This window comes from Roseivirga sp. 4D4 (assembly GCF_001747095.1).
Lineage (GTDB): Bacteria > Bacteroidota > Bacteroidia > Cytophagales > Cyclobacteriaceae > Roseivirga.
In genome coordinates, this window is record NZ_MDGP01000001.1 from 2,708,218 (window position 1) to 2,733,055 (window position 24,838).

Sequence of the window (24,838 nt, forward strand, 5' to 3'; positions counted from 1 at the left end):
TTTGAATGGAGCAGAACAAATTTGTGTGAATTCATCGATTCTGGGTCAAATAGGTTATTTTTGGCCAAAATTCAAGGATGGCTACCTATACAACTGAAATTGCTTCTGATAGTATCCCTTCGGATAACCCTATACATCAACGTTTGTTGAAGGCCTATTATTTAGCCAAACCTTATATAAAAGGTGATTTGCTGGAATTAGGCTGTGGCGAAGGTCGAGGAGTTGATTTGCTGGCCCCTTTGGCCGACAACTACGTGGCCCTTGACAAAATCCAGGAAGTCATTGAAAAACTGAAGGCCAAGCACCCTGAATTAGATTTTAGACAAGCCGTTTTTCCTCCATTCAAAGAAATCGGGGACAATAGTTTTGATACCATTGTCAGTTTTCAAGTGATAGAACACGTAAAAGCAGATGGTGATTTTCTTGCCGAAATATTCAGAGTACTAAAACCAGGAGGAAAAGCCATACTCACAACCCCGAATATTAAAAAAACGCTCAGCCGAAACCCATGGCATGTCAGAGAATACACCGCTTCTGAACTTACTGATTTGGCTAGTAAGTACTTCGACAAAGTTGAGATGAAAGGCGTTGGTGGAAATGAAAAAGTGATGGCTTATTATGAAGAAAATAAGCGATCGGTTGAACGCATTACCCGCTTTGACATTTTTAACTTACAATATAGACTTCCAGCTCCGCTTCTTAGAATTCCTTATGACATTCTAAACAGGATGAACAGGAATAAGCTCAATACAGCCAATACTGGCCTTGTCTCAGAAATTAGTCATGAGGACTATTTGCTAATGGAGAATGGCGATGCGGCGCTAGACCTTTTCTTGATCTTGGAAAAATAAAAGGCCCACTCACTGAGCAGGCCCAAATTCTTTCTTTCAATTTTGAACTAAAAGTCGCTTCTGTCCATTCCTAATCTGACGTTTTGTGCATTTAACATCTGACGCACGGTATCAGCTTCTGCCGTCTTACCATTACCGGTAAGTAGGGCTTCTATGAACCTAAGCCCTCTGGACTTGATAGAAAACTCTCTATTATATCTACCATTCTTCTGTAGATAGGTCACTTCGCTATCAAACTGATTGGCGATTTCCATGGCCATATTAGTAGCTTTTTCGGTTTCACCGATATCAAAATACCCTTGTACAAAACCGATAGATGAAATATCATATGGTACCGCCTCAACCGGCATTTTTTCCATCCCAAAATCAAGCATCTCCTTGGCTCTAACTGTATCACCTTCGGTTACGAATGCATCTGAGAGGCTAGTGATCATAGACCTATGGTTTTGTATAAAGCCTCTATAATCTTCATTTAAATTCGCCTTGGGATTATCAAGGCCTCTGAAACGCATCTCATTCTTAATGTTGTCATACATAACCTCTGTATTAACCAAGTCCCGCACATTGGCTGGCTTTCTCACAGGCAGTAATCTGTATGCCATCCCCTCTTGTACCAAATAAGGATTCACATTGAAGTTGATTGAGTTGACTGAAGTATAGTTAAAGTAAATAGGTCTCTCCCAATTGTTGTTTGCAATTAGGTCAAGCATCATCATTTGTCCCTTATCCAAGAATCTGCTGGATAGGTCTCCATTTTGATTACGATTGAACTGAAAGAACATAGATGGTGTCACATACTTTTTCAAATTGTCTGGTATCAAACCTTTGTTCAATACCGCTGCAGTATCCACATTCAAATTCAAACCTACTCCAGTCGGAACTGACATCAACTGATTTCCAGATTGAAATGCTACCTTAAACTGAGCGACATCTCTTCTCACTACGTCAATGTAATCTTCAAGGTCTATTACACGGTCTTTAAAGGCTCCGTTCTCATCAATGTATAGAACATCATTCGTTCCGTCCCGGTAATTATCTTTGGTCAAGGAGTAAGGAAAACCTTCCGAGTCATTCATCTTAGTGGCTGTCTGATCTACATACCAAGACGTTTGGTAATAACTCAGCACCACTACCCTGACGTCAGTTCTAAAACCTTCTACTTCCTGTAAGTACCATAATGGGAAAGTATCATTATCACCACCAGTAAATAGGATGGCATTAGGCGCACAGGATGCAAGGAAATTTCTTGCCGAATCAACCGACAAGTACCTACCTGATCGGTCATGGTCATCCCAGTTTTCTGAGGCCATAATAATAGGTGCCAACATACCTAGCGCGATTGCTCCAATAACCATAGACTTTCTTCCCTTAGCGGCAAAAGCATTGCCGATTGCCAAAACTGAGAATCCTATCCAGAACGCAAACACATAGTATGAGCCTACATATATATAGTCTCTTTCGCGTGGTTCGACCGGTGGCGAATTGAGATAAATTACCAAAGCCAGTCCCGTTAGAATGAATAACATAAGGGTGGCTGAAAAACGCTTTGGATCCTTATTGAACTGGAAGAAGAAACCAATTAGGCCCAGTAAAAGCGGGATCATGAAATACTGGTTTCGTCCCTTATTATTCCTAATGGTCTCCGGAACACCTTCGTTACTGGCGAATGGTCCTAACCAACTCGCATCTTGAATATCGCTTTCTCTACCGGAGAAGTTGAACATAAAATACCTCAGGTACATATGTCCAATCTGATGAGTGAACATAAAGTATAGGTTATCACCAAAGCTTGGTTTCTCCCCAGGTCTCAGTCCAGTTTTTGCCATATAAGTCTCCGGATGACCAGGGTTTGCACTCCACATCCTCGGTAGGAAAGTGGTATACTCAGGATCATACTCAACCTCCGTTTTATAGTCAGCAATTTTGTAGCTATCCTCAGCCTTGTAATAAACCGGAGCCCCCTGACTCGCACTGATTTGAGGAGCATTATAATACTGGCCATTCAACAATGGACGGCTTCCGTATTGCTCCCTTTTTAGGTAAGAAACGAAAGTCATCACATCCTCAGGGTTGTTTTGATCAATTGGCGGATCAGCTCTTGATCTAATCAGAATTACAGCATAACACGTGTAACCAATCAGGATAAAGGCTACTGAAAGAATGAGTGTATTTAGGTTTACCCAATCCTTCTTCACCGTATAGCGCAGGCCGAAAATGATACCTGCAATTACTGCAAGTGTAAGAAAAAGCGCGCCCGAACCAAATGGTAAACCAAATGTATTGACAAAGGTAATCTCGAACTTACCTGCCAGCGTAGGTAGCCCAGGAATGATGATGCTGTTGACTAAAACAATCAGTCCCAAACTCGCAACAATGGCTACCAGCCCTCCTACCCAAGTTGGGTTTTCATACTTCTTGAAGTAATAAATCAATCCTAATGCAGGCAATGTTACAAGCCCTAACAAGTGAATACCTGTGGACAGTCCTAGCATGTAAGCGATGAATACTAACCATCGATTGGCTTTGCTTTCGTCTTTGACCAACTCCCACTTCAGAATCGCCCAGAAGACGACAGCAGTGAAGAATGACGACAAGGCATAAACCTCGCCCTCCACGGCTGAAAACCAGAAAGAGTCACTAAAAGTGAATGCCAAAGCACCAACCGCTCCGGCTCCTGCGAGCAGTAATTTTTGATAGTCAGTCTCTTCACCAATTTTGGCATCAACCAATTTTCTCCCCAACATGACGATCGACCAATACAGGAAAAGTATGGTAAATGCCGATGCCACCGCACTGGACATATTGATCCAAAAAGCCACATCAGTAACGTCTCCAAATGCAAGGAATGAAAACAAACGACCAATCAACATGAACAAAGGAGCCCCAGGAGGGTGTGATACCTCCAACTTGTAGGCTATGGCAATGAACTCCCCACTATCCCAAAAACTGGCTGTTTCCTCAATGGTCAGTATGTAGGTGACCAAAGAAACGAGAAAAACTCCCCAGCCGGTAAGATTGTTGATCTTCTTAAAATCTGTCATTTATTCCACATTTGAGGCGTGAAAATAGTAAAAATATGGCTTGCAAGGCGTTAATTTTTATTAATCGGAAGCCCTGTACTTAGTCGGTGATGTTGATATTAAACCAAAGCCAAAACAAAAATAATGGGATGTAGGTAGTTGCCACGATTGCATTGGCGACAGACTTCTTCTTTCTGGCCGCAAAATCTACTCCATAAGTCAGTACCACCCAGTAGAGAATTTCGAATACATTCAGGGCCTGATTAGCATATATGTACTTCTTGGGTACTTCTTGATAGTCGAAAAAGTTCATGTAGGAAAGGGGGTAAAATGCCTGGTACTCGAAATAGTTCGGGTCGGTACTCACGAACATAAACCAAAAGATTTTGAGGATTGTGGGCACAAAAAAAACTACCTCGGCTATCATAGCAATCTGCCAACATTTGGTGTAAGTGACCTTATAACCCCACATAAAACAGCCCGTCCAAAGGATAAAGCCGACTACCGTAAACTTGAGTGCGTAAACGATCGGCACAGCAAAAAACTCTAAGGCAGCGAATATTTGAAAAAGCAACGCCTCCGGGCCTTCCAAGAATTTGAATGCAGCAATTTCTGCCACAATAAACGACTGTTGTACATAGAGTAAGAGGAATGCAATTAAGCAGACTACAGCAAAAAAGAGCTTCTTGTTAAAGCTCACCCAATCTCTTGCTCGCAATTCTAATGCGCTAAATTCCCTCGGCATTGAAAACTATTTTGGATAAAAGTACGATTATAGGACGAAGGCCTTAATAAAAATGTATCAACGCGTAGTAAATGACATTAAGGGCTATAATTTTGCACGAACTTTAAAAGCCAAGTGAGAAAGTACATTTTATACACATTTATTCTGGCTAGCACCTTGATGCAAAGCACCTTTGCTCAAAGCGCGAACAACAGTAGCGAATACTTACTGCTGAACATGCCCCTGCAGATTGAAATTACTGATGCAGTGGATAATATGTACAACTTCAATTTCCGTAAAGCGGAAGTTGACTTCAATTGGCTAAAGTATCGATACCCAGAACATCCATTGCCTTATTTCTTGTATGGTATCAGCACTTGGTGGCAAATGCTTCCCAACCTTGAAGCCGAGACTCCTCTGGGAGATGAGTTCCTAGCTTATATGGACACAGCCATTGTCAAGGCAAAAGTGCTTTTAGAAGCAGATGAGAATAACGTAGAGGCCGCCTTCTTCCTGGCGGGATCATATGGTTTTAAAGGACGCTATCATTCTGAAAAAAGGAACTGGGGTCGGGCTGCGAGCGCTGGAAAGTGGGCTCTCAGGTACTTGGAAAAAACAAAAGGCAATGAAGGCTTCAGCCCGGAAATACTATTTGGGGATGCACTATTTAATTACTACTCTATATGGATTCGAGAAAACTATCCCATGCTCAAACCCATACTCCTGTTCTTTCCAAAAGGCGAAAAACAATTGGGTATTGAACAAATGGAGCAGGTCTCCAAAAACGCCTTTTACACGAGGATCGAGGCCATCTATTTCTTAATGAGGATCAAAGCCTTTGAAGAAAAGAAGACTTATGATGCTCTGAGACTTGGGGAGCAGGTTTTCACGAAGTACCCCAACAATGCATACTTTCATCGTTTCTATGCGCAAATGCTTTACACCACGGGCCAATATCAAAAAGCTGAGTTAGTTGCCAAGGACATTTTAAAGCGGATAGATGCAGGACAACTTGGCTATGAAGCTGTCAGTGGTCGTTATGCCAGCTTTTACCTAGGCCATATTCATAAGAAACGTAGTGACCATAGCATGGCACAAGACTACTTTCAGCAGGTGATTGATTTTTCAGAAAGCACTTCTTCAGAAGATTCTGGTTATTACCTTACCTCCCAACTTTACCTTGCCGAATATGATGACGAGTCTCAAAATTATGAGCGTGCTTTAGAAAGGATATCCATCATCAGAAGTAATACCAAAAGGAGAGAGCAAATTAATAAGAAAGCCAGGGCATTGAGGAAAGAAATCAGGCGAAAAACCTAACAGTCGTTCTGATTATTTTTAACTGATGGTAAAATTTTCTTCGAAAATACTACCTTTGAACAGAATTATATTTTGTATCTGATATATTATGAACCTCAATCTAAAATTAGATAAAATCGACCGTAAGATTTTGGACATCCTTCAGGCCAATGCCAAAATCACCAATGCCCAGTTATCAAAAGAGATCGGTCTGTCACCAGCCCCAACCTTAGAACGTGTTAAAAAGCTGGAAAACTCAGGAATCATTAAGAGTTACCACGCCAAGCTCGATACCGATAAGATCGGCATGGGTGTCAGTACTTTTGTCTATGCTACGCTAAAGGGACACAACAAGCAAAATATTGAAATCTTCATAGATGCTATCAATGGTATTGAAGAAGTAATAGAATGCCATCACGTTACAGGTTCGGGCGATTTCGTCCTAAAAGTAATTGCTCAGGATATCTCTTCTTACCAAAAATTAATGTTGGAAAAAGTGAGTGATATTTCTGTAGTTGACAACTTGCAGTCCATGGTGATACTGTCTACTTTTAAAGACAGCAAGGTGATGCCTATACCTGAATAGCCGAATGCATCAAGAAAGAAAACGCATCTTAGAACACTCCCAAATCCTTCAGATTATCAAAAGGATGGCTTATGAGATTTACGAGCAAAATCATAAGACTGAGGAGTTATTTTTTGCAGGCATTGACACCAATGGTGTTATAATTTCCGAACTACTGAAAAAAGAAATTGAAAAAATTTCTGATATTCGCATCCAACTCATCCGAGTGGATATCGATAAATCCGCAACGAGCCAACCTCAAGTAAGTTTTTCTGCTCAACCTGAAGTGTCAGATTTCACACTGATTGTGATCGATGATGTCTTGAATTCAGGAGGAACCATGATTTATGCATTGGACCCTTTCCTGAAAATGAATGTATCTAAAATTCAAACCGCAGTGTTGGTCAATAGAAGTCACAAAAGATTTCCGATTGCCGTGGACTACAAAGGCTTTGAACTAGGCACAACCATTCAAGAACACATTGATGTAAAATTAGATGATGAATATTCGGCCTTTTTGTATTAATTTTTACGAACAACTTTAAACTAACAATTATGGAAAAAATCGAAGAGTTATGGTTGAAATACTCTGACGATATAATCAACAAAGGCGTTGATATCTTGTCAGCTATATTGATACTGATTATTGGGCTTTGGGTGATCAAGAAGGTTGTCAAAGTCTTTGCGAAGGTTCTAACTAAAAGAGGTGTAGAACCTACTCTTATGCCTACTCTAAAAGGAGTTGTAAAAGGCATGCTAACCGTTGTCCTGCTCATTGCGGTAGTCGACAAAGCCGGTGCTGAAACTAGCGGTCTTGTTGCAATTCTAGGCGCGTTGGGCTTAGCTATAGGTTTCGCATTACAGGGTAGCTTGGCCAACTTCGCTGGTGGTATTCTTATCCTAGTACTCAAACCGTTTAAGAATGGCGATGTCATTAATGTAAATGGAGAAACAGGTTCTGTTCAAGCCATTTCTATTGTAACCACAACGCTAAAGACTCCAGACAACCGCGTAATCTACATGGCGAATGGAGCAGTAGCGGGCGCTACCATTACTAATATCACACAAGAGCCTACTAGAAGATGGGACTTTACTTGCGGCATTGGTTATGACGATGATTTCGACAAAGCAAAAGAAATCATCCAAGGACTTATCGCTGCTGACAGCAGATTTCATAAGGACCCTGCTCCTTTCGTAAGAGTGGGTAACCTTGGTGATAGCAGCGTTGATATAACCATCAGAGCATGGGTAGACACTTCTGAGTACTGGAACGTTCACTTCGATATGATCGAAAACATTAAGAGAGAATTGGACAAAGCAGGAATATCCATTCCTTACCCACAGCGAGATATTCACGTTTATAACGAGAAGTAGGATTCATTCTAATAGAAATACAGGAAGGGGTAAATGTGTATATTTACCCCTTCAATTTTTATAGGCATGTCAATTCACAAGTCGGAGATTAAGAAAGTAACTACACATCAGTTACAGGCTATGAAAGATAGAGGTGAGAAAATCTCTATGCTCACAGCGTATGACTATTCCATGGCGCAACTGATTGATGGAGCAGGTGTCGATATTATTCTAGTGGGTGATTCTGCCTCTAATGTAATGGCAGGTCATGAGACCACATTACCCATTACCCTTGATCAAATGATTTACCATGCCAGCTCGGTTATTCGGGCGGTAAATAGAGCCTTTGTTGTAGTGGATATCCCCTTTGGTTCTTATCAGGGTAATTCTTCAGAAGCTTTGCGATCGGCCATACGAATTATGAAAGAGTCCGGGGCACACTCGGTCAAAATGGAGGGTGGTGCTGAAATTAAAGAATCCGTAACTCGCGTGCTCAGTGCTGGTGTTCCAGTAATGGGTCACCTGGGGCTGACTCCCCAATCCATTTATAAGTTTGGTACGTACGCTGTTCGAGCCAAAGAATCTGAAGAAGCAGAAAAGCTAATTGCCGATGCCAAGCTCCTAGAGGAGTGCGGTTGTTATGCCATTGTTCTGGAGAAAATTCCAGCAGATCTCGCCAAGCGTGTTTCTGAAGAAATCAATATTCCAACCATCGGTATTGGTGCAGGACCACATACGGATGGCCAGGTATTGGTAATGCACGATATGCTTGGTATTACAAAAGAATTTAAGCCAAGGTTTCTTAGGCAATATGCTGATGTGGGAAGCATCATTACAGAAGCTGTAGGCAACTACATCAAAGATGTGAAATCAAAAGACTTCCCTAACGAGTCAGAAAGTTATTAGCCGACCGGTCACCTTCGGTCTACATTTTTGCTTGAAAAACTTGAAACTTGAAACTTTGTAGCCCTTAGAAATTGTTACCTTTCGCATCCTAAAAAGAACAACACATTTTTAATTCATCGGAGTATGAGTGAACAAAAAATAACCATAAACAACGGAGTACTTAACGTACCAAATAACCCAACAGTCCCTTTCATTGAAGGTGACGGCATCGGAGTAGATATCTGGCCTGCCGCACAGCACGTTTTTGACAATGCTGTATCTAAAGCCTATGGCACGGATAGAGCCATCAATTGGAAGGAAGTTTTAGCAGGTGAAAAGGCATTCAATGCGACTGGCGAGTGGATGCCATCCGCTACCCTAGACGCTTTTAGAGAATATTTAGTGGGTATCAAAGGCCCATTGACCACGCCAGTCGGAGGTGGTATCAGATCACTGAATGTGGCGCTTCGACAGGAGTTAGACCTTTACGCTTGTGTTAGACCCGTAAGATGGTTCGAGGGAACTCCCTCTCCAGTAAAGCAACCAGGTCTTTGCGACATGGTGATCTTTAGAGAAAACACAGAAGACATTTATGCCGGAATCGAGTTCGAACAAGGCACAGAAGACTGTGATAAGTTTGGAAAACTATTAGAAGAAAATTTTCCTAATCGATACAAAAAAGTAAGGTTCCCGGGAAGTGCTGGGTACGGCATTAAGCCTGTTTCAGAAGAAGGAACCCATCGTCTCGTGAAGAGTGCGATTGATTACGCATTCGCTCAGAAAAGAGATTCTGTTACACTTGTTCACAAAGGTAATATCATGAAGTTCACCGAAGGTGCATTCAAAGCATGGGGTTATGAACTTTCTAAAAATGCATATGGCGCAACCGACTATGAAGGTGGTCCATGGCAGATCATCGAAAAAGATGGTCATAAAGTGATTATCAAAGATGTGATTGCTGATGCTTTCTTGCAGCAAATTCTATTAAGACCTGCTGAGTATTCTGTAATCGCCACTTTGAACCTCAATGGTGACTACGTATCAGATGCACTAGCGGCTATTGTTGGTGGTATTGGTATTGCTCCTGGAGCTAATATCAACTACCTGACAGGTAATGCCATCTTTGAAGCTACACATGGTACAGCACCAAAGTACGCTGGTCAAGACAAGGTAAATCCAGGTTCAGTAATTCTTTCAGGCGCTATGATGTTTGAGTATATGGGCTGGCAAGAAGCTGCTGACCTGATCTACTCTGGGCTAGAGGCGGCCATTGCATCCAAGCGAGTTACCTACGACTTTGAACGACTCATGGAAGGAGCAACACTCCTTAAATGTTCTGAGTTCGGAGAAGAAATTGTGAAAAACATGTAAACAAAAAGCCCCTCTCGGGGCTTTTTTATTTTTACAGGTTAAACATTTATGAGTAAACGGTATTTACCATTCTTTCCATTGAAATTGGCCGCCTTTCCAGGTGAGCAGCTCAATTTGCATGTGTTCGAGCCACGTTACAAACAGCTCATCAACGAGTGCATTGAAGAAAGTAAAACCTTCGGCATACCCGTATTTGGTGAAAATATGCAAAAGTTCGGCTCTGAGATGGAACTCGTCAGGGTAGTAAAGCGCTATCCAGATGGAGAAATGGATATTATTACCAGATGTCTGAGTGCTTTCAAAATTTTCACTTTTGACGAAAAAGCTCCTGGAAAACTCTACGCTGGAGGTGAAGTAGAATCCATCGAAAATATTCACGATAGCAGTGAAGAGCAATGGCAAGACCTTAAGCGCCTAGGCAAAGAACTCGTTTCAGTCCTAAAGATGGATGACGCGCTCGATGTCGACCTGTTGACAAATTCATTTGAATTGGCTCACAAATTAGGTTTATCTTTGGAACAGGAATATGACATGCTGCAAATGCCGCGTGAGTCTCAAAGGCAAACTTATATGATCAACCATTTGGAGAGGGCCTTGCCGCTCATTCGAGAAATGGAAAATGCCAAAGACCGCATCAAAATGAATGGCCATTTTCAGCATCACGATCCGCTGAATTTTTAAGAATGATCCAAACCAATTTATCCGAGTTCGGTACCTTATTGATCTTCATCCTCGGAGCACTAGCCTTTGCTATTGTTGGTTTAACGGCATCAAAACTCCTACGCCCAAGTAGACCTAATTTCGAGAAGCTTACGACTTATGAGTCTGGAGAAGATACGGTTGGCTCGGCTTGGGGTCGCTTTAGTGTTAAATTCTACATCGTAGCGCTGATCTTTCTCTTGTTCGAAGTAGAGATCATTTATCTCTTCCCCTGGGCAGTAATTTTTGGAGATAAAGAACTTATTCAAGGCACTAACTGGAGCTGGGCTTGGTTTGCTATAACAGAAATGTTCATCTTCATTTTAGTATTGGCATTGGGCCTCGCCTACGCATGGCGAAAGGGATATCTGAATTGGGTCAAACCACAACCGGTTGGTTCCGATTACAAATCAAAAATACCAGAAAGCGCATACGATAAGTATAAAGGATAGTGGGTTTACTCGATCAAAAACTAGGACAAGGTGGTATCATCATCACCAAATTTGAAGACCTAATCAACTGGGCCAGATTATCATCTATGTGGCCCATGGCTTTCGGAACGGCTTGCTGTGCCATCGAGTTCATGAGTACCCAAGGAACGCCTTATGATCTGGACAGACTCGGTATCGTGCCAAGAGCAAGTCCTCGGCAGTCAGATGTTATGATCGTTGCCGGTACCGTCACCTTCAAAATGGCCGATCGGGTAAGAAGACTGTATGAGCAAATGGCCGAACCTCGCTATGTCATCTCCATGGGCTCATGTTCCAACTGTGGCGGACCATATTGGGAGCATGGCTACCATGTGGTCAAAGGTGTCGATCGTATCATTCCCGTTGATGTCTATGTACCCGGCTGCCCACCAAGGCCAGAAGCGCTAATCGGTGGTTTGCTAAAACTTCAAGAGAAGATTAAGGGAGAAAGCATTATTGCACCAAAGGCAATTGAAAATTTATTGGCTAAAGCCGAAGCATGACATTTGAGGCCATCATATCGAAATTAAAAGCAGAGTTTGGCGAAGGGCTAGTCGTATCAATTGATGAAACTGCTAGTCCAAATTGCCTTGAGGTGCATGCCGATCGCTTGGTCGAGACCATGGAATACCTTCATCAAACTGAAGGGTTATATTTCGATTCACTATCCTGTATTACTGGGCTCGACAATGGTCCTGAGGCTGGCACAATGGAAGTCATCTATAATTTGTATTCCATCCCATGTGATCATCACTTGATGGTGAAAGTGACGCTATCAAGAAAGGAACCAGTACTAGATTCGCTTACACCCATATGGAAGACTGCAGACTGGCAAGAACGGGAGGTCTATGACTTATTCGGCATTCATTTCAACAACCACCCAGACTTAAGGAGAATACTCCTTCCTGCCGATTGGGAAGGCTTTCCATTGAGAAAGGATTATGAACATCAGACCTATTATCGCGGGGTTAAAGTAGCAGAATAGTGGCCAACGAAGTTCAGTACATATTTGACAATCAGAATCTGCAGCAGTCAGAACCTCAAAAATTCAAGTCTGAAGACTTGAAGAGTGAGGAAATGATCGTCAATATTGGCCCTCAGCACCCCTCTACTCATGGTGTACTCAGACTAGAAGTTATCACTTCAGGAGAAGAAATTGTAGATGTCGTGCCTCACTTGGGCTACCTGCACCGCTGCTTCGAAAAGCATGCTGAAAGCCTCCCCTATAATCAGACGCTACCATTCGTAGATAGAATGGACTATCTGGCCGCCATGAATTCTGAACACGCCTTTGTCATGGGGGTAGAGCGGATGCTAGGCATCGAAAACACGATTGACAAGCGGATCGAATATATCAGAGTGCTCGTTGCCGAACTGAACCGACTGGCATCTCACTTTATTGCGCTGGGCACCTATGCCATGGATATTGGTGCGATAACGCCATTTCCATGGATGCTTCGAGATAGAGAACACATTCTCCGATTGTTAGAATGGGCATCAGGCGCCAGAATGCTGTACAATTACATTTGGGTGGGTGGTCTCTTTTATGATCTGCCTGTAGGTTTTGAAGAAAGATGCCTAGAGTTTTGTCAATACATTAAACCCAAACTCAAAGAGTTCGATGAGGTAGTACTTCAAAACAAGATCTTTGTTGATCGGACCGCCAATGTAGGCATACTCCCTGCCGACCTCGCCATCAATTATGGCATTACGGGACCAATGCTCAGAGGCTCAGGCCTCAAATTTGATCTGAGAAAAGTGGATGCCTATTCTGTTTATCCAGAGATCGACTTTGAGGTTCCGGTAGGCAAGGGTGAGATGGGAACACTCGGTGATTGCTGGGATCGTACTTCTGTACGGATGTTGGAATGTTATGAGTCAGTGAAGATCATAGAGCAATGCCTGACCAAACTTACAGGCGACCACAAAAGAACTCGTGACTTCGATCCAAGGGCCACCGTCCCAAAAAAGATTCGCCCAAAAGCACAAGATTTTTACGTTCGAGCAGAAAACCCAAAAGGAGAAACCGGCTTCTTCTTCAGAGCAGATGGACGATCAGATATCCCTTTCCGTTGCAAGGCACGTGGAGCTAGTTTCGTGAACCTTTCTATTTTGGGTGAACTTTCCAAAGGAGGTCTAATTGCCGATATGGTAGCTGTTCTCGGCTCAATAGATATTGTGCTTGGGGAAGTAGATCGCTAAAGCAGTTCCTGCAAATTAGTCTCTCTTACGAAAGCACGTTTTCCCCTCCATTTGATCTCGTACCAAATGTCAGTCTTGTCGATGATTTCGACTTTGTGCCCCTGACCTACTACTTCGATCAACTCAGCGGCAGCCGAAGGTCCAGACATGACATAAGAATTAGTGGAAGTAACGATCCCCTTTTGTGGTTGCCCGCTAAAATTGACAAAGAACACTGCCAAGCCCAAAATGAGGACAAAACCAACAGCCAGTCCAGGAGATTTTTCATTGTGCTTCTTGATCTTCCTAAAAATCATAGATAAGATCAACAGACTCAGGGCGAGTAAAACAGCAATGATAATCAGTTTATAATCTTGAATGGTTTTGACAAACCGTTGAAAGTCATTAGAATCATATCCTTCCAACCCATTGACCTGAGCCAGATCACTCATTTTCTTCAAGACAGTCTTGTCTGAAGTCACTTTATAATAGTCATGCAGATAGACTAAGGCGTTACTCAAGTTTCCCATCGCCTCTTGGCTATACGCCATCTTCAAAAGCATGGCAGGCGTAGCACGCTGAGTATCAGTATATATACTCTCATATATCTCCAATGACTGCGTAAACATTCGTTCATTAAAGAGCGAATCCGCCTTAGATAATTTTTCCGTAATAGACTGACTATAAGATACTTGAAGAGAAAAAATGATCCCCAAAACAAATAGTAGAATAAATTTAGAACCTCTCTTTTGCATTTTATATTGAACCTCTTACCTTTGCAGTCCGAATTAAGAAAAACGCTCTTAATTCACCAAATAAAACTTCATGATCTGGTAGCTCAGTTGGTAGAGCATCTCCCTTTTAAGGAGAGGGTCCTGGGTTCGAGCCCCAGCCAGATCACAACCAAAAGCCTCAGAAAACTGGGGCTTTTTTTATTGGCTCACGAATATAGAAAGTTCGGGCTCTATCCCCTTTACCTTTTACATCATTTAACAACTTAGCCAGTGTTTAGAAGGCTTTGATATTCACATCACATGAATATGTGAAATACGACAGATCCGCTACTAAATCGCAACTTGGTCAGTATTGTTGCCCGTTGACTTAGGTTCAAGTCAACCATTATGAAAAACTTACGAACCTTCCTTCTCTCCTCTATACTTTTATTCTCCCTTAACGGAGTGGTCCTAAGTCAAGAAACTATTCCGGATGTGAATGTAGTATCACTAACCGACACCCTAAACGGTGCAGTAGGAGAAATCGAAAGAGATGTCATTGGCAACCTCTTTGTCGCTGACTTTGGTGAGAAAGTCTGGAAAATATCTCCATGGGGTGATGTCTCAGTTTTTAGCAATCAAATGTATGGCTCATCGGGTAACACGCTTGACCCACAAGGCAACCTCTTCCAAGCGCAGTTTTATGGAAATACCATCACCAAAATCAATCGCTATACCAGAGAAGTTTCGGAGGTAGCCCATGAAGGTCTCTTCGGGCCTGTTGGCTTAACTTTTAAAAACAAAGACCTCTATATCTGTAACTGCGCTAACAACACTATCGCCAAGATGGGCCCTGACCAAAAGGTAGTTGAGTTTGCTAAGAGCCCACTTTTAAATTGTCCCAACGGTATCACTGTAGGTTTTGATGGCAACCTTTATGTTGTCAATTTTAGTAATCCAAACATCGTAAAGATCAATCCCGAAGGAGAAGCCACACTCTTCGCCAAATTACCTGCCAGTACAGGTGGACATATCATTCAGCACAGGGGCAATTTCTATATTACCAGCTTTGCCGATCACAAAATATTCAAGGTATCAGCAGATGCCAAGGTCACACACTTTGCAGGAACAGGCGAGACTGGAGTTAAGAATGGTGAGGCACTTCAATCCCAATTCATAAACCCAAATGGCATCGCGGCCGGAACAGGAAAGCTGTTTGTAAACGATAAAATTCCAGGATCTAATGGAAGACAACAGACGGTGGTTAGGCAGATAAACTTCACAGAATACTATGACCTGATTAAAAGGGTATCAGCCAGTGGAGACCTCAAAGCAGTCAAAGAAACACACGAGGCCTATAAAAATCACCGAGCCTACAAAAATGATCATACGGAAGGAACATTGAATCGTATTGGTTATGAACTCTTAAACTCAAGACAAATGGACACGGCCATTGGCGTCTTTCTGATCAATACAGAAGCCTACCCCAATTCATTCAATACCTGGGACAGTCTGGCCGAGGCCTACCTGCTAAAAGGCGATAAGAAGAAGGCCAAGGCCAATTATCAGAAGTCTCTGAAATTGAACCCTAACAATGCTAACGCTAAAGAAAAACTCAAGTCCCTCTAATCACTAAAGCACACTCCTTCTATCAAACAGGCACTGATTGTTAAAATTTAACCACCATTTGCTCTACAATTAGGAAATTAATAAAATGAACTCTACATTTAGGAAACTAATTAATTACCTGAATTATGAAAGGAACTTATTTGGGAGAGTTCGAAGAGATAGTTCTGCTCACAATTGGAGTGCTTCAAGAAGAGGCATATGGCGTGGCCATTAAACTCGAAATTGAGCAGCGAACCAACCGAACGCCTAGTATTGGCGCCTTGCACTCAGCACTAAGTCGGCTTGAGGATAAAGGCTTCATCAAATCTCGCGAAGGTGGTGCTACTAAGTCTAGAGGTGGCAGAAGAAAAAGGTTTTACACCATTACCTCTGCTGGGGAAAGCACACTCATCAAGGCCAACGAGCTTAGAAATGAGCTCTTCAAATTGATACCCAACTTTCAAGGTCTCAATTCATGAGTAGGAACTGGTCAAATCCTCCTCAGTGGCCACAGCGCTTATTAAAATGGCTCTGTTCAGAAGATCACTTCGAGATACTTCAGGGTGATCTCTTTGAGCTATACGAGTACAGGTTATTAAAAAAAGGGAAGGCAAAAGCTAAGCTGCATTTCATCAAAGACAGCTTTGATATGATCAGGCCTTTTGCGCTCAAAAGGAAAAAGAAACGAAAACTCAATCAAACCGCTATGCTTAAAAATTACTTCAAAATCTCATTCAGGAATATGCTTCGGCATAAGGTCTATGCCTCTATTAACATTGCCGGACTTTCCGTTGGCATTACTTGCTTCCTACTGATTTTTCTCTACCTCCAGAATGAATTAAGTTATGATCGCTATCATGAAGATGCAGAAGATGTTTATCGGGTTGTGATACCAAATTATGATGCAGATGGGGAAACCAGTGCCGTATTTGATTATGGATCACTCAGAACAGCTGAGATGCTTAAAAATGACTTCTCTCAAATTGAGTCAGTGGTCAGGTTCAACCCCTTCAATTTTCCTGTAGTCGAATATGACAACAAACGTTTCGAGGAGGCTTTTTTCAATTTAGTCGAGCCCAGCATCTTTGATGTTTTCACTTTCAAATGGATAGAGGGCCAAGCTCAGGGTGCCTTAACAGATCCCTTCACACTAGTGATCACCGAATCGACTGCAAAAAAATACTTCGGTGAAGATACGGCCCTTGGTAAAACATTAAAGGTCGTAGATGGCGGTAGCTTTCTCTTTAAGATAACCGGTGTAGTTGAAGACTTCCCTGAAGAGTCTCACATGGATTACAATTTTTTAGGTTCATGGGCAACTTTTGAATCCATGGTTGACCTGAGTCAAAGAACACAGTACTATGGCAACTATAACTTTCCAACCTACATAAAGCTAAACCCGGGCACCAAAATCAAAGACCTGTCTGCACAAATTCCAGCAATGATTGACAAGTACATTGAAAACATTCAAGGTGACCCAGCTAGCACTAGGATTGGTCTGGTATTCCAAAAAATAACCGATATCCATTTGTATGGAACTCCAGGTACCGCTGGGACCAAGCGAGTATTCTATTTATACCTATTCTCAGCAGTCGGACTCTTGGTTTTACTAATTGGCTGTATTAACTATATGAATTTGGCCACGGCTAAGTATGCCAATCGGTTGAAAGAGATTGGGGTTAGAAAAGTGATGGGCGCAGGCTCAACAAGTATATCCCAACAGTTCTTGGTCGAATCTGTTAGCTACACACTCATTTCATTAATCCTAAGCATTGGATTGGCACTTCTAGTACTCCCTTCTCTAAATAGATTCACGGAGAAGTCCTTGTCCATGAATTTTGCTTCTAACTTCAGCTTGTATCTTTTCTTATTGGGTGTAGCAATCTTCGTGGGACTAATAGCCGGGAGTTACCCTGCCTTGTTTATGTCGCGTTTTAAAACTGTGAGTGCCTTGAAAAGTGGCAAGCTCAACATCAAAAAACGTTCGTTATTCCGGACTAGCATGGTGGTTTTTCAATTTACCATCACTATTAGCCTTGTCATGGGAGTAATTGTGGTAGACCGTCAACTCAGCTTTATCCGAAACCAGGATCCTGGCTTTGATCGAGAATTAGTCGTAACCTTCTCCGCCAATGGAGAAATGAATGAACAGACCGAAGTTTTCAAAAGCAAACTGGCCACCAATCCAAATATTCTGGAAACCACATTCTCAACACGTGTTCCAACTGGCAGACTAGCTGATTCAATGGATGCGTCATTTTTAGATGATGATACATCCTCCGATGTCGATTTTCGTCTACCTTTTATCAGAGCAGACCATGATTTTCTTAATTTATATAACATCTCCATAGTAGCCGGAGGTAATCTTCAGAGCATGGTACCATCGGACAGTAATCAGGTATTCATTATCAATGAAACTGCTGTCAAACAACTCGGTTGGGCTTCTCCTGAAGAAGCAATTGACAAAAGGCTTCAATATGGCTCGTTAAGAGGTTTTGTAAAAGGCGTTGTGGAAGATTTCCATTTTGAATCATTTCATTCCCCTATACAACCTATAATATTTTTCAATACGTCCAGAAATAAGAGAATCGCTTCAGTGAAGATTGCGGGAAATAATATACCTGAAACCATGAGCTTTTTGGAAGAAAACTTTAAAACCTACAATCCAGATAGAAATTTTGATGGCAGTTTTTTAGATGATGATTTCAACAGACAATATCAAGCAGAAGATCAGTTGAGCGAAATCTCCAAAGCCTTCTCCCTGCTTGCCATCTTTATCGCCTGTATAGGTCTTCTCGGATTGGTGAGTTTTACACTTGAGCAAAAGGCGAAGGAGATTAGCGTGAGAAAAGTTCTTGGTGCCTCTGTCAGCGGAATTTTACTCATGGTAAATCGTAGTTATGCCCTAATCATCTTTGTTGCCTTTTGTATCTCGGTGCCTATTTCCATTTATGCCTTACAACATTGGCTCGGTTCATTTGCCTATCACATTGAAATCGGTATTGGTATTATCAGCGCTGCCGGATTCATTACCATAACATTGGCAATTATTACTATCTGCTCTCAGGCCTTAAGGTTCGCAACAGCCAACCCAATTAAGTGGTTGAGAAATGAATAGCTCAATATTTTGGGCATCCTGCGTTAGGTATTTGATGAGTTTCAAATACCTTCGCAACAATGAATAAGCAGCATCCCATAGGGATTTTTGATAGCGGTATGGGTGGTCTTACGGTTGCCCATGCTGTTAGTCATTTGCTTCCGGAAGAACAGCTTATCTATTTTGGAGACTCCGCGCATCTACCCTATGGCGATAAGTCAGCAGCCACCATACAGGCCTACTCTATAAAAATCTGTGATGTGCTATTACAAAAGGGATGTAAGGTCATTCTGATTGCCTGTAATTCCGCATCTGCTGCTGCCTATGAACTGATAAAGGCTTATGTGGGGAGCAAAGCCCTGGTAATTAATGTGATCGATCCGGTGGTCGAATATTTGGTATCAAACTTCAGCAAGAAAAAAATAGGTTTGATTGGCACAAAGCAAACCGTTGGGTCGGGGGTCTACGAATACCAGGTAAAGTTAAAGGACAGTTCTATTCAAATTGGATCGCTGGCCACCCCACTCTTAGTACCAATGATTGAAGAAGGCTTTCATCGCAATGAGATTTCAGAAGCCATCATTGAAGAATATCTCAGTAGTGAGACTTTAGAGGCTATCGAAGCACTCATCTTGGGTTGTACGCATTACCCATTAATCAAACAAAAGGTCACTAAGTACTATGCTGAAAATGTTGAGGTGATCGATTCTTCTGAAATTGTTGCGGCTACCTTAAAAAAGGTCTTGGGTGAAAATGATCTTCTGATCAAGAAAAGATCCAAACCGAATGAATTTTTAGTATCGGATATCACGCCTTCTTTCGAAGCAGCCACAGGGCTTTTTTTCGGTACTAAAGTGCCTTTGACCCTGCATAAACTCTGGGAGTGATCACCTTTCAGGTTAGTTGAACTTTTCGAAAACTTACTTGTTATTTAATAGTCTACTAAATCACTAGGATACTAGCTGTTTCTTTGGTAGAAAAGTGTTTTCTTTGTACCAAACAAGGGCTAATCAAAGCGTGTACGCATTTCTCTTTTTCCTTTCTTTTTTCTTAGTCTACATGGTCTTTGTAGTATATGCCGAAAGGAAAATTTCTGCCTTTATCCAAGACCGTTATGGGCCGATGGAAGTTGGCTACTACGGCATTCTGCAGACGGTCGCTGATCTACTCAAACTGGTACAAAAAGAGGACATCGTTCCACTCGCTGCGGACAAGAAATTATTCAAGCCAGGCCCAATCGTCATATTTACAGCCGTTTTCGCTGGCTTTGCCGTTTTGCCATTAACTTCTGACTTTGGTGGTTCAGCCGCTGATGTCGGCATTTTTTATCTGCTAGCCATAGTCTCACTGGATGTCATTGGTATTCTGATGGCCGGTTGGGGTTCTAACAGCAAGTATGCCCTCTTCGGTGCCATGCGCTCCGTAGCCCAAATTATATCTTACGAAATCCCTTTGGGGCTTACCGTAGTCTGCGTGGTTATGGTATCTCAAACCCTCAACCTACAGGAAATTGTCTTCCAACAAGGCATCTGGTGGAATACGATAGACAAGGAAGCGCAAAACTTCTTATTCGGTATTAAGGCACTAGGAATTAATACGACAGAGATTGGTGGTATTCTTACCTGGAATATTTTCAGAGCACCCATCTTCCTATTCGGATTTATCATATTCTTCATTGCTTCATTGGCTGAAAGTAATCGCGGACCTTTTGATATCCCAGAAGCCGAGTCTGAATTAGTCGGTGGGTTTCATACAGAGTATTCAGGCCTCAGATGGGGATTGGTAATGATGGGTGAATATGGCATGATGCTTTTAGTTTCATTCTTAGCTGTTATTCTTTTCTTAGGCGGTTGGAATACTCCCCTACCAAACATTGGATCAGTGACTCTGGCAGAATGGACCAGCGGAACCCCGGGCACCATTGCAGGTCATATTTGGGGTGCCTTCTGGATGCTCGCCAAAACCTTCTTACTTGTTGGTCTGCAAATGTGGATCAGATGGACATATCCAAGGTTGAGAATTGATCAATTGATGAACTTAAGCTGGAAGTACTTGACGCCAGCTGCAATACTACTGGTCTTACTAAGTGGCATTTGGAGGTTGCTTATGATATGAAGGAGTATTGGCGCAACATAAAGACCACTGTAAAGACCTTAAAAAAAGGTCTTGAAATTACTGGGAAACATATGGTTGATGCTCGTAAGCAGCGAGACGCTATCTCCCCGAGTGACCAGAATTACTTTGATCAACAAAACGGACTTTTCACTGTCCAGTATCCCAAAGAACAAATCCCAGTTCCAGATCACGGCAGATACAAACTGCACAATGAAATCGAAGACTGTATCGTCTGTGACAAGTGTGCAAAGGTCTGCCCAGTCAATTGTATTGACATCGAGCCCGTTCGAGCCACTGAAGAGTTTGGCAAAACTTCGGACGGCACTCCGTTGAGAATCTATGCCGCCAAGTTTGACATTGACATGGCCAAGTGCTGCTTCTGTGGTTTGTGCACAACGGTTTGCCCTACAGAATGTCTGACCATGACCAGCGAATATGATTTCAGTGCTTTTGACTTTGCAGAACATAATGTTCCCTTCGCTAACATGTCTCCGCTCGAAATTCTGGAGAAGAAAAAGGAACTGGAAGAATTCAATAAGAAAAAGGAAGAGGCTAAAGCCAAAGCACAAGCAGCTCAGCCTGCGAGTTCAGCGGGGAGACCAGTAGTAAAACCTTCTATAAAACCGAAGTCAACCGCTGGTGCAAAACCTGTGATGAAACCCAAAGTTGGGGGATCAGGTACTAAGCCAGTAATGAAACCTAAGGTACCAGGTGCGAGTGCCGCCAAGCCGAAAGTTGTGATTAAGCCTAAAATCCAAGTCAAAAAAGAAGGCAATGAAGAGATAAAGCCAAAGGCAAGACCTGTGATCAAACCAAAGGTCCAAGTCAGGAAAACTGAGGAGCAACCAAAGAAGGCAGCTCGACCCAAAATACCGATGAAACCCGCTGTTCCACCTCGAAAAAAAGATGAGTCTGAAGACGATCAATAATTCATGGAAGTGAACGACATCATATTCTACATCTTCGGTGCCATTACTGCAATATCAGCACTCTATATCATGCTGACTAGGAATATCTTGTATGCTGCTTTCGCATTGATACTGACATTTATTGGAGTGGCAGGAATCTATGTGTTTTTAGGAGCAGAGTTTATTGCCGTGACACAGATCTTGGTCTATGTAGGTGGAATTCTCATTCTTTTAGTATTCGGCATCATGCTCACCAATAGGCTTTCGGGTAAGAAAGTCGTGAGCCCTGCCTATCACAAGCTTATGGGCTTGATAGTAGCCGGTGGCCTTTTCGCTATACTCTTCAAGGGCATTTTAGAAGCCAATTTTAGTGCACTGAACTGGATTGATAAAAGCAAAGGAGCAGAATCTAGTATCCCTAAGTTTGGGTTGACCTTGATGACAGACTACGTTTTAGTCTTCGAAATTATTGGTGTATTACTATTACTGGCACTGATCGGTGCAGTGAGAATTGCTGGGAAGACAAGAAAGGAGGTTAATGATGCCCTTTGATTACCTGCTCATTTTGGGTGCTTTCTTGTTTTGCATTGGTCTGTTCGTAGTAGTAACCCGCAAAAACGCGATCATGGTTTTAATAGGCATCGAACTGATGCTAAATGCGGCTAACATTAATTTGATTGCATTCAGCAGTTTTGATCCCAATGCATTACAAGGCCAGATCTTTTCACTGTTCATCATTACGGTAGCAGCCGCAGAAGCAGCAGTCGGGCTATCTATCGTGGTTAAAGTCTACAAGCATTTTCAAACGGCCGACTTGGATAAAATCAATGAGTTGAAAGGATGATCGATCTGCAGGACATCATATTGCCCAAAAGCGACCCAATCATTTATTGGGTTATCGCCTTGCTGGCCATCCCATTCTTCTCTTTTATCACCACACAAAAGTTTAAGTCGAAAGCTCCGCATTGGGCCACTTTTCTTTTGGGCTTGAATACGTTGATTGCTATTTACCTGACTACCCAATACTGGAACAGTAATTTCATCACCGTAAGAGGCCATTGGTTCAAATTGGGTGAAACCCAGATCACTTATTCCTTCCTAATCGATCGGCTTACGTTGGCCATGTCGGTGATTGTGAACTTCATCTCTTTGCTGGTCCACTTATTTTCTCAGGAATACATGAGAAAGGACAAAGCGAAACCGAGGTATTTTGCCTTTCTAGGCCTATTCACCTTTTCCATGATGGGCATAGTCTTATTTAACGACTTGCTTTTCATCTTCATCTTCTGGGAACTGGTTGGGCTGTCCTCCTACCTATTGATCGGCTTTTGGTTCGAGAAGAAATCAGCATCACTAGCTGCGAATAAAGCATTTATCATGAATCGCCTCGGTGATCTTGGCTTCATTACTGGCCTCATGATTCTCTATACACAATTCCAATCCTTCGACCTAGAGGCCATCAAATCCTTGATGATTTATAGTGAAATAGAGGATGGAAACTGGGTAGCCCATTTCGTCAACAATGGTCAGGAGGTTACCAATACGCTTGACGGCAGATGGTTAAGCGCAGCAGGAATTGCCCTCTTCTGCGGAGCTGTGGGTAAATCGGCACAATTCCCCTTACAAGTCTGGCTGCCAGATGCGATGGAGGGACCTACGCCCGTCTCAGCCCTGATCCATGCTGCTACCATGGTGGCAGCTGGTGTATACATGCTGGCACGAGTATTTGTGATTTTGGATGCCCAAGCCCTAGAGGTTGTGGCCATCGTTGGTGCCATAACCGCTTTTATGGCAGCCATTGCGGCCCTATCACAATTCGACATTAAGAAAGTATTGGCCTACAGTACTATATCCCAATTAGGATATATGGTAATGGCCATGGGTATTGGGGCTTATACTTCCGGACTTTTCCATCTGGTTACCCATGCCTTCTTTAAGGCGGGGCTGTTCTTAAGTGCAGGGATTATTATTCATCAACTCCATAAGTTGGAATCAAAAGAGATAAAGTTCAATACGCAGGACATGCGTGTAATGGGAGGCCTTAGAAAGCAGATGCCCAAGACATTCTTTTGTTTTCTGATCTGCGCTTTGGCGCTTGCTGGTTTGCCTGGGTTCTCGGGTTTCCTGTCTAAAGATGCTATTCTCCTAGACCTTGCGGTTTGGGCCGACATCAAAGGCGGAGGCTTTTATATCCCTGAAGTCCTCGCATTTGCCACAGTGCTATTTACAGGTTTCTATACCATCAGAATGATCATGTTGGTGTTCTTTGGAAATTTCAGACTGCCGATCATTATGCAGAAGGATGAGCTTTCCGGGCAGCTTAAGGAAGGAAATTGGGTCATGCTTGTGCCAGTTGCCATTTTAGCGCTCCTATCGCTAAGTCCAGTTTTTGGTTTTACGCTGAATGCCGAGCATACATGGTTTGTTGAAGCCATGCCAACACCGATCTATCTAGTGCCGATTTCATACGCTGCCAAGAGCTTAGTAGATGTGACGCCTGAGACTTTCGAAGCACTTCATGGACTTGTTAATGCGGTGTCGATCGGCCTGGCACTTATTGGAATCGTCATTGCTTATTTGGCTTATAAGCCGAATGCCAAGTTGGAACAATCTTTTGTGGAGAAAAGAGAACCAAGAGGTCTTTTTGGACAGGTTTCATTCTATCACTGGTATCAGGATGCCCTTTACCGAAAGGCGATTCTCAAATTTGTTATGCTAAAAGCACAAGCGCTTGCGTGGTTCGACAGAAAGGTTATTGATGGAATCGTGGATGGTTTGGCTAAATTCCAAGTCATTTTTGCTCATCTCATCAAATGGTTTGATCGATACTTCGTAGATGGTCTGGTCCATTTGACAGTTTTCACCAGCGGAAGAATAGGTCAGTTGACCCGATCGATTCAGTCTGGTAATGTACAGGCGTACATCCTGATGAGTTTTGTGTTCTTGATCCTTTTAATGCTTTATTTGGTCTTTTAAACT

Annotated in this window: 24 protein-coding genes and 1 tRNA gene; 22 read left to right on the forward strand and 3 right to left on the reverse strand. The window is 42.5% G+C overall.

What is annotated here, in order from left to right; all coding sequences use genetic code 11:
- Positions 1–77: 77 nt before the first annotated feature.
- Positions 78–851, forward strand: a complete 774-nt coding sequence (locus BFP97_RS11910) for a class I SAM-dependent methyltransferase (protein ID WP_069842635.1) — start codon at positions 78–80, stop codon at positions 849–851.
- 47 nt (positions 852–898) lie between these two features.
- On the opposite strand, the gene BFP97_RS11915 is transcribed toward BFP97_RS11910, so the two are convergent.
- Both BFP97_RS11915 and BFP97_RS11920 read right to left on the reverse strand, forming a co-directional pair.
- Positions 899–3,892: a DUF2723 domain-containing protein gene (locus tag BFP97_RS11915; protein ID WP_069842636.1), complete on the reverse strand. Its 2,994-nt coding sequence runs from the start codon at positions 3,890–3,892 to the stop codon at positions 899–901.
- A 79-nt stretch (positions 3,893–3,971) separates the two neighbouring features.
- Positions 3,972–4,616: a hypothetical protein gene (locus BFP97_RS11920; RefSeq protein WP_069842637.1), complete on the reverse strand. Its 645-nt coding sequence runs from the start codon at positions 4,614–4,616 to the stop codon at positions 3,972–3,974.
- 114 nt (positions 4,617–4,730) lie between these two features.
- On the opposite strand from BFP97_RS11920, the gene BFP97_RS11925 reads away from it, so the two are divergent.
- The 11 genes from BFP97_RS11925 to BFP97_RS11975 all read left to right on the forward strand — a co-directional run bounded on the left by BFP97_RS11925 (position 4,731) and on the right by BFP97_RS11975 (position 13,439).
- Positions 4,731–5,915, forward strand: a complete 1,185-nt coding sequence (locus BFP97_RS11925; protein ID WP_139135283.1) for a tetratricopeptide repeat protein — start codon at positions 4,731–4,733, stop codon at positions 5,913–5,915.
- An 88-nt stretch (positions 5,916–6,003) separates the two neighbouring features.
- Positions 6,004–6,480: an Lrp/AsnC family transcriptional regulator gene (locus tag BFP97_RS11930; protein ID WP_069842639.1), complete on the forward strand. Its 477-nt coding sequence runs from the start codon at positions 6,004–6,006 to the stop codon at positions 6,478–6,480.
- A 4-nt stretch (positions 6,481–6,484) separates the two neighbouring features.
- Positions 6,485–6,985 carry a phosphoribosyltransferase family protein gene (locus BFP97_RS11935; RefSeq protein WP_069842640.1) on the forward strand — a complete coding sequence of 167 codons (501 nt, stop codon included), beginning with the start codon at positions 6,485–6,487 and terminating at the stop codon, positions 6,983–6,985.
- Between the two features lie 29 nt (positions 6,986–7,014).
- A complete protein-coding gene (locus tag BFP97_RS11940) occupies positions 7,015–7,833 on the forward strand; it encodes a mechanosensitive ion channel family protein (protein ID WP_069842641.1) in 819 nt (272 codons plus the stop codon).
- Positions 7,834–7,899: 66 nt separating this feature from the next.
- A complete protein-coding gene (panB, locus tag BFP97_RS11945; protein WP_069842642.1) occupies positions 7,900–8,718 on the forward strand; it encodes a 3-methyl-2-oxobutanoate hydroxymethyltransferase in 819 nt (272 codons plus the stop codon).
- A 123-nt stretch (positions 8,719–8,841) separates the two neighbouring features.
- Positions 8,842–10,068 carry an NADP-dependent isocitrate dehydrogenase gene (gene icd, locus BFP97_RS11950; RefSeq protein ID WP_069842643.1) on the forward strand — a complete coding sequence of 409 codons (1,227 nt, stop codon included), beginning with the start codon at positions 8,842–8,844 and terminating at the stop codon, positions 10,066–10,068.
- Between the two features lie 48 nt (positions 10,069–10,116).
- Positions 10,117–10,749, forward strand: coding sequence for an LON peptidase substrate-binding domain-containing protein (locus BFP97_RS11955; RefSeq protein WP_069842644.1), 633 nt, complete (start codon positions 10,117–10,119; stop codon positions 10,747–10,749).
- Between the two features lie 2 nt (positions 10,750–10,751).
- Entirely contained in the window at positions 10,752–11,219 is a 468-nt protein-coding gene (locus BFP97_RS11960; protein ID WP_069842645.1) for an NADH-quinone oxidoreductase subunit A, read from the forward strand.
- Positions 11,219–11,740: an NADH-quinone oxidoreductase subunit NuoB gene (gene nuoB / locus BFP97_RS11965; protein WP_069842646.1), complete on the forward strand. Its 522-nt coding sequence runs from the start codon at positions 11,219–11,221 to the stop codon at positions 11,738–11,740. The genes BFP97_RS11960 and nuoB overlap by 1 nt, the downstream gene beginning before the upstream one ends.
- Positions 11,737–12,222 carry an NADH-quinone oxidoreductase subunit C gene (locus tag BFP97_RS11970; protein ID WP_069842647.1) on the forward strand — a complete coding sequence of 162 codons (486 nt, stop codon included), beginning with the start codon at positions 11,737–11,739 and terminating at the stop codon, positions 12,220–12,222. The genes nuoB and BFP97_RS11970 overlap by 4 nt, the downstream gene beginning before the upstream one ends.
- Before the next feature lie 20 nt (positions 12,223–12,242).
- Positions 12,243–13,439, forward strand: coding sequence for an NADH-quinone oxidoreductase subunit D (locus BFP97_RS11975; RefSeq protein WP_410527952.1), 1,197 nt, complete (start codon positions 12,243–12,245; stop codon positions 13,437–13,439).
- Here the strand turns inward: BFP97_RS11975 and BFP97_RS11980 are convergent.
- Entirely contained in the window at positions 13,436–14,047 is a 612-nt protein-coding gene (locus BFP97_RS11980) for an SH3 domain-containing protein (RefSeq protein WP_221406605.1), read from the reverse strand. The two genes, BFP97_RS11975 and BFP97_RS11980, sit on opposite strands and share 4 nt — an antisense overlap.
- 198 nt (positions 14,048–14,245) lie before the next feature.
- On the opposite strand from BFP97_RS11980, the gene BFP97_RS11985 reads away from it, so the two are divergent.
- The 10 genes from BFP97_RS11985 (at position 14,246) to nuoL (ending at position 24,835) form a co-directional block, all read left to right on the forward strand.
- A tRNA-Lys gene (locus tag BFP97_RS11985) sits at positions 14,246–14,318 on the forward strand.
- A gap of 221 nt (positions 14,319–14,539) precedes the next feature.
- Positions 14,540–15,760, forward strand: coding sequence for a tetratricopeptide repeat protein (locus BFP97_RS11990; RefSeq protein ID WP_069842650.1), 1,221 nt, complete (start codon positions 14,540–14,542; stop codon positions 15,758–15,760).
- 125 nt (positions 15,761–15,885) lie between these two features.
- On the forward strand, positions 15,886–16,218 hold the full coding sequence (locus BFP97_RS11995) for a PadR family transcriptional regulator (protein WP_069842651.1): 333 nt from the start codon (positions 15,886–15,888) through the stop codon (positions 16,216–16,218).
- On the forward strand, positions 16,215–18,857 hold the full coding sequence (locus tag BFP97_RS12000) for an ABC transporter permease (protein WP_083262527.1): 2,643 nt from the start codon (positions 16,215–16,217) through the stop codon (positions 18,855–18,857). The genes BFP97_RS11995 and BFP97_RS12000 overlap by 4 nt, the downstream gene beginning before the upstream one ends.
- A gap of 59 nt (positions 18,858–18,916) precedes the next feature.
- Complete coding sequence (murI, locus tag BFP97_RS12005) at positions 18,917–19,723, forward strand: glutamate racemase (protein WP_069842652.1); 807 nt, start codon at positions 18,917–18,919, stop codon at positions 19,721–19,723.
- A 130-nt stretch (positions 19,724–19,853) separates the two neighbouring features.
- Positions 19,854–20,951: a complex I subunit 1/NuoH family protein gene (locus tag BFP97_RS12010; RefSeq protein ID WP_083262528.1), complete on the forward strand. Its 1,098-nt coding sequence runs from the start codon at positions 19,854–19,856 to the stop codon at positions 20,949–20,951.
- The gene (locus BFP97_RS12015) at positions 20,948–21,880 is read left to right on the forward strand and encodes a 4Fe-4S dicluster domain-containing protein (RefSeq protein ID WP_069842654.1); all 933 of its coding nucleotides are present in this window, start codon (positions 20,948–20,950) and stop codon (positions 21,878–21,880) included. The genes BFP97_RS12010 and BFP97_RS12015 overlap by 4 nt, the downstream gene beginning before the upstream one ends.
- A gap of 3 nt (positions 21,881–21,883) precedes the next feature.
- Entirely contained in the window at positions 21,884–22,411 is a 528-nt protein-coding gene (locus tag BFP97_RS12020; RefSeq protein WP_069842655.1) for an NADH-quinone oxidoreductase subunit J, read from the forward strand.
- Positions 22,398–22,703: an NADH-quinone oxidoreductase subunit NuoK gene (gene nuoK / locus BFP97_RS12025; RefSeq protein ID WP_069842656.1), complete on the forward strand. Its 306-nt coding sequence runs from the start codon at positions 22,398–22,400 to the stop codon at positions 22,701–22,703. The genes BFP97_RS12020 and nuoK overlap by 14 nt, the downstream gene beginning before the upstream one ends.
- The gene (gene nuoL, locus BFP97_RS12030; RefSeq protein ID WP_083262529.1) at positions 22,700–24,835 is read left to right on the forward strand and encodes an NADH-quinone oxidoreductase subunit L; all 2,136 of its coding nucleotides are present in this window, start codon (positions 22,700–22,702) and stop codon (positions 24,833–24,835) included. Before nuoK ends, nuoL begins: the two co-directional genes overlap by 4 nt.
- Positions 24,836–24,838 lie beyond the last annotated feature (3 nt).

What these genes read in the sequence shown, in the direction of transcription:
- BFP97_RS11910 (WP_069842635.1), top strand. Translation starts at nt 78, where the DNA reads ATGGCTACCTATACAACTGAAATTGCTTCTGATAGTATCCCTTCGGAT.
- BFP97_RS11915 (WP_069842636.1), bottom strand. Translation starts at nt 3,892, where the DNA reads ATGACAGATTTTAAGAAGATCAACAATCTTACCGGCTGGGGAGTTTTT.
- BFP97_RS11920 (WP_069842637.1), bottom strand. Translation starts at nt 4,616, where the DNA reads ATGCCGAGGGAATTTAGCGCATTAGAATTGCGAGCAAGAGATTGGGTG.
- BFP97_RS11930 (WP_069842639.1), top strand. Translation starts at nt 6,004, where the DNA reads ATGAACCTCAATCTAAAATTAGATAAAATCGACCGTAAGATTTTGGAC.
- BFP97_RS11935 (WP_069842640.1), top strand. Translation starts at nt 6,485, where the DNA reads ATGCATCAAGAAAGAAAACGCATCTTAGAACACTCCCAAATCCTTCAG.
- BFP97_RS11940 (WP_069842641.1), top strand. Translation starts at nt 7,015, where the DNA reads ATGGAAAAAATCGAAGAGTTATGGTTGAAATACTCTGACGATATAATC.
- panB (WP_069842642.1), top strand. Translation starts at nt 7,900, where the DNA reads ATGTCAATTCACAAGTCGGAGATTAAGAAAGTAACTACACATCAGTTA.
- icd (WP_069842643.1), top strand. Translation starts at nt 8,842, where the DNA reads ATGAGTGAACAAAAAATAACCATAAACAACGGAGTACTTAACGTACCA.
- BFP97_RS11955 (WP_069842644.1), top strand. Translation starts at nt 10,117, where the DNA reads ATGAGTAAACGGTATTTACCATTCTTTCCATTGAAATTGGCCGCCTTT.
- BFP97_RS11960 (WP_069842645.1), top strand. Translation starts at nt 10,752, where the DNA reads ATGATCCAAACCAATTTATCCGAGTTCGGTACCTTATTGATCTTCATC.
- BFP97_RS11970 (WP_069842647.1), top strand. Translation starts at nt 11,737, where the DNA reads ATGACATTTGAGGCCATCATATCGAAATTAAAAGCAGAGTTTGGCGAA.
- BFP97_RS11980 (WP_221406605.1), bottom strand. Translation starts at nt 14,047, where the DNA reads ATGTTTACGCAGTCATTGGAGATATATGAGAGTATATATACTGATACT.
- BFP97_RS11990 (WP_069842650.1), top strand. Translation starts at nt 14,540, where the DNA reads ATGAAAAACTTACGAACCTTCCTTCTCTCCTCTATACTTTTATTCTCC.
- BFP97_RS11995 (WP_069842651.1), top strand. Translation starts at nt 15,886, where the DNA reads ATGAAAGGAACTTATTTGGGAGAGTTCGAAGAGATAGTTCTGCTCACA.
- BFP97_RS12000 (WP_083262527.1), top strand. Translation starts at nt 16,215, where the DNA reads ATGAGTAGGAACTGGTCAAATCCTCCTCAGTGGCCACAGCGCTTATTA.
- murI (WP_069842652.1), top strand. Translation starts at nt 18,917, where the DNA reads ATGAATAAGCAGCATCCCATAGGGATTTTTGATAGCGGTATGGGTGGT.
- BFP97_RS12015 (WP_069842654.1), top strand. Translation starts at nt 20,948, where the DNA reads ATGAAGGAGTATTGGCGCAACATAAAGACCACTGTAAAGACCTTAAAA.
- BFP97_RS12020 (WP_069842655.1), top strand. Translation starts at nt 21,884, where the DNA reads ATGGAAGTGAACGACATCATATTCTACATCTTCGGTGCCATTACTGCA.
- nuoK (WP_069842656.1), top strand. Translation starts at nt 22,398, where the DNA reads ATGATGCCCTTTGATTACCTGCTCATTTTGGGTGCTTTCTTGTTTTGC.
- nuoL (WP_083262529.1), top strand. Translation starts at nt 22,700, where the DNA reads ATGATCGATCTGCAGGACATCATATTGCCCAAAAGCGACCCAATCATT.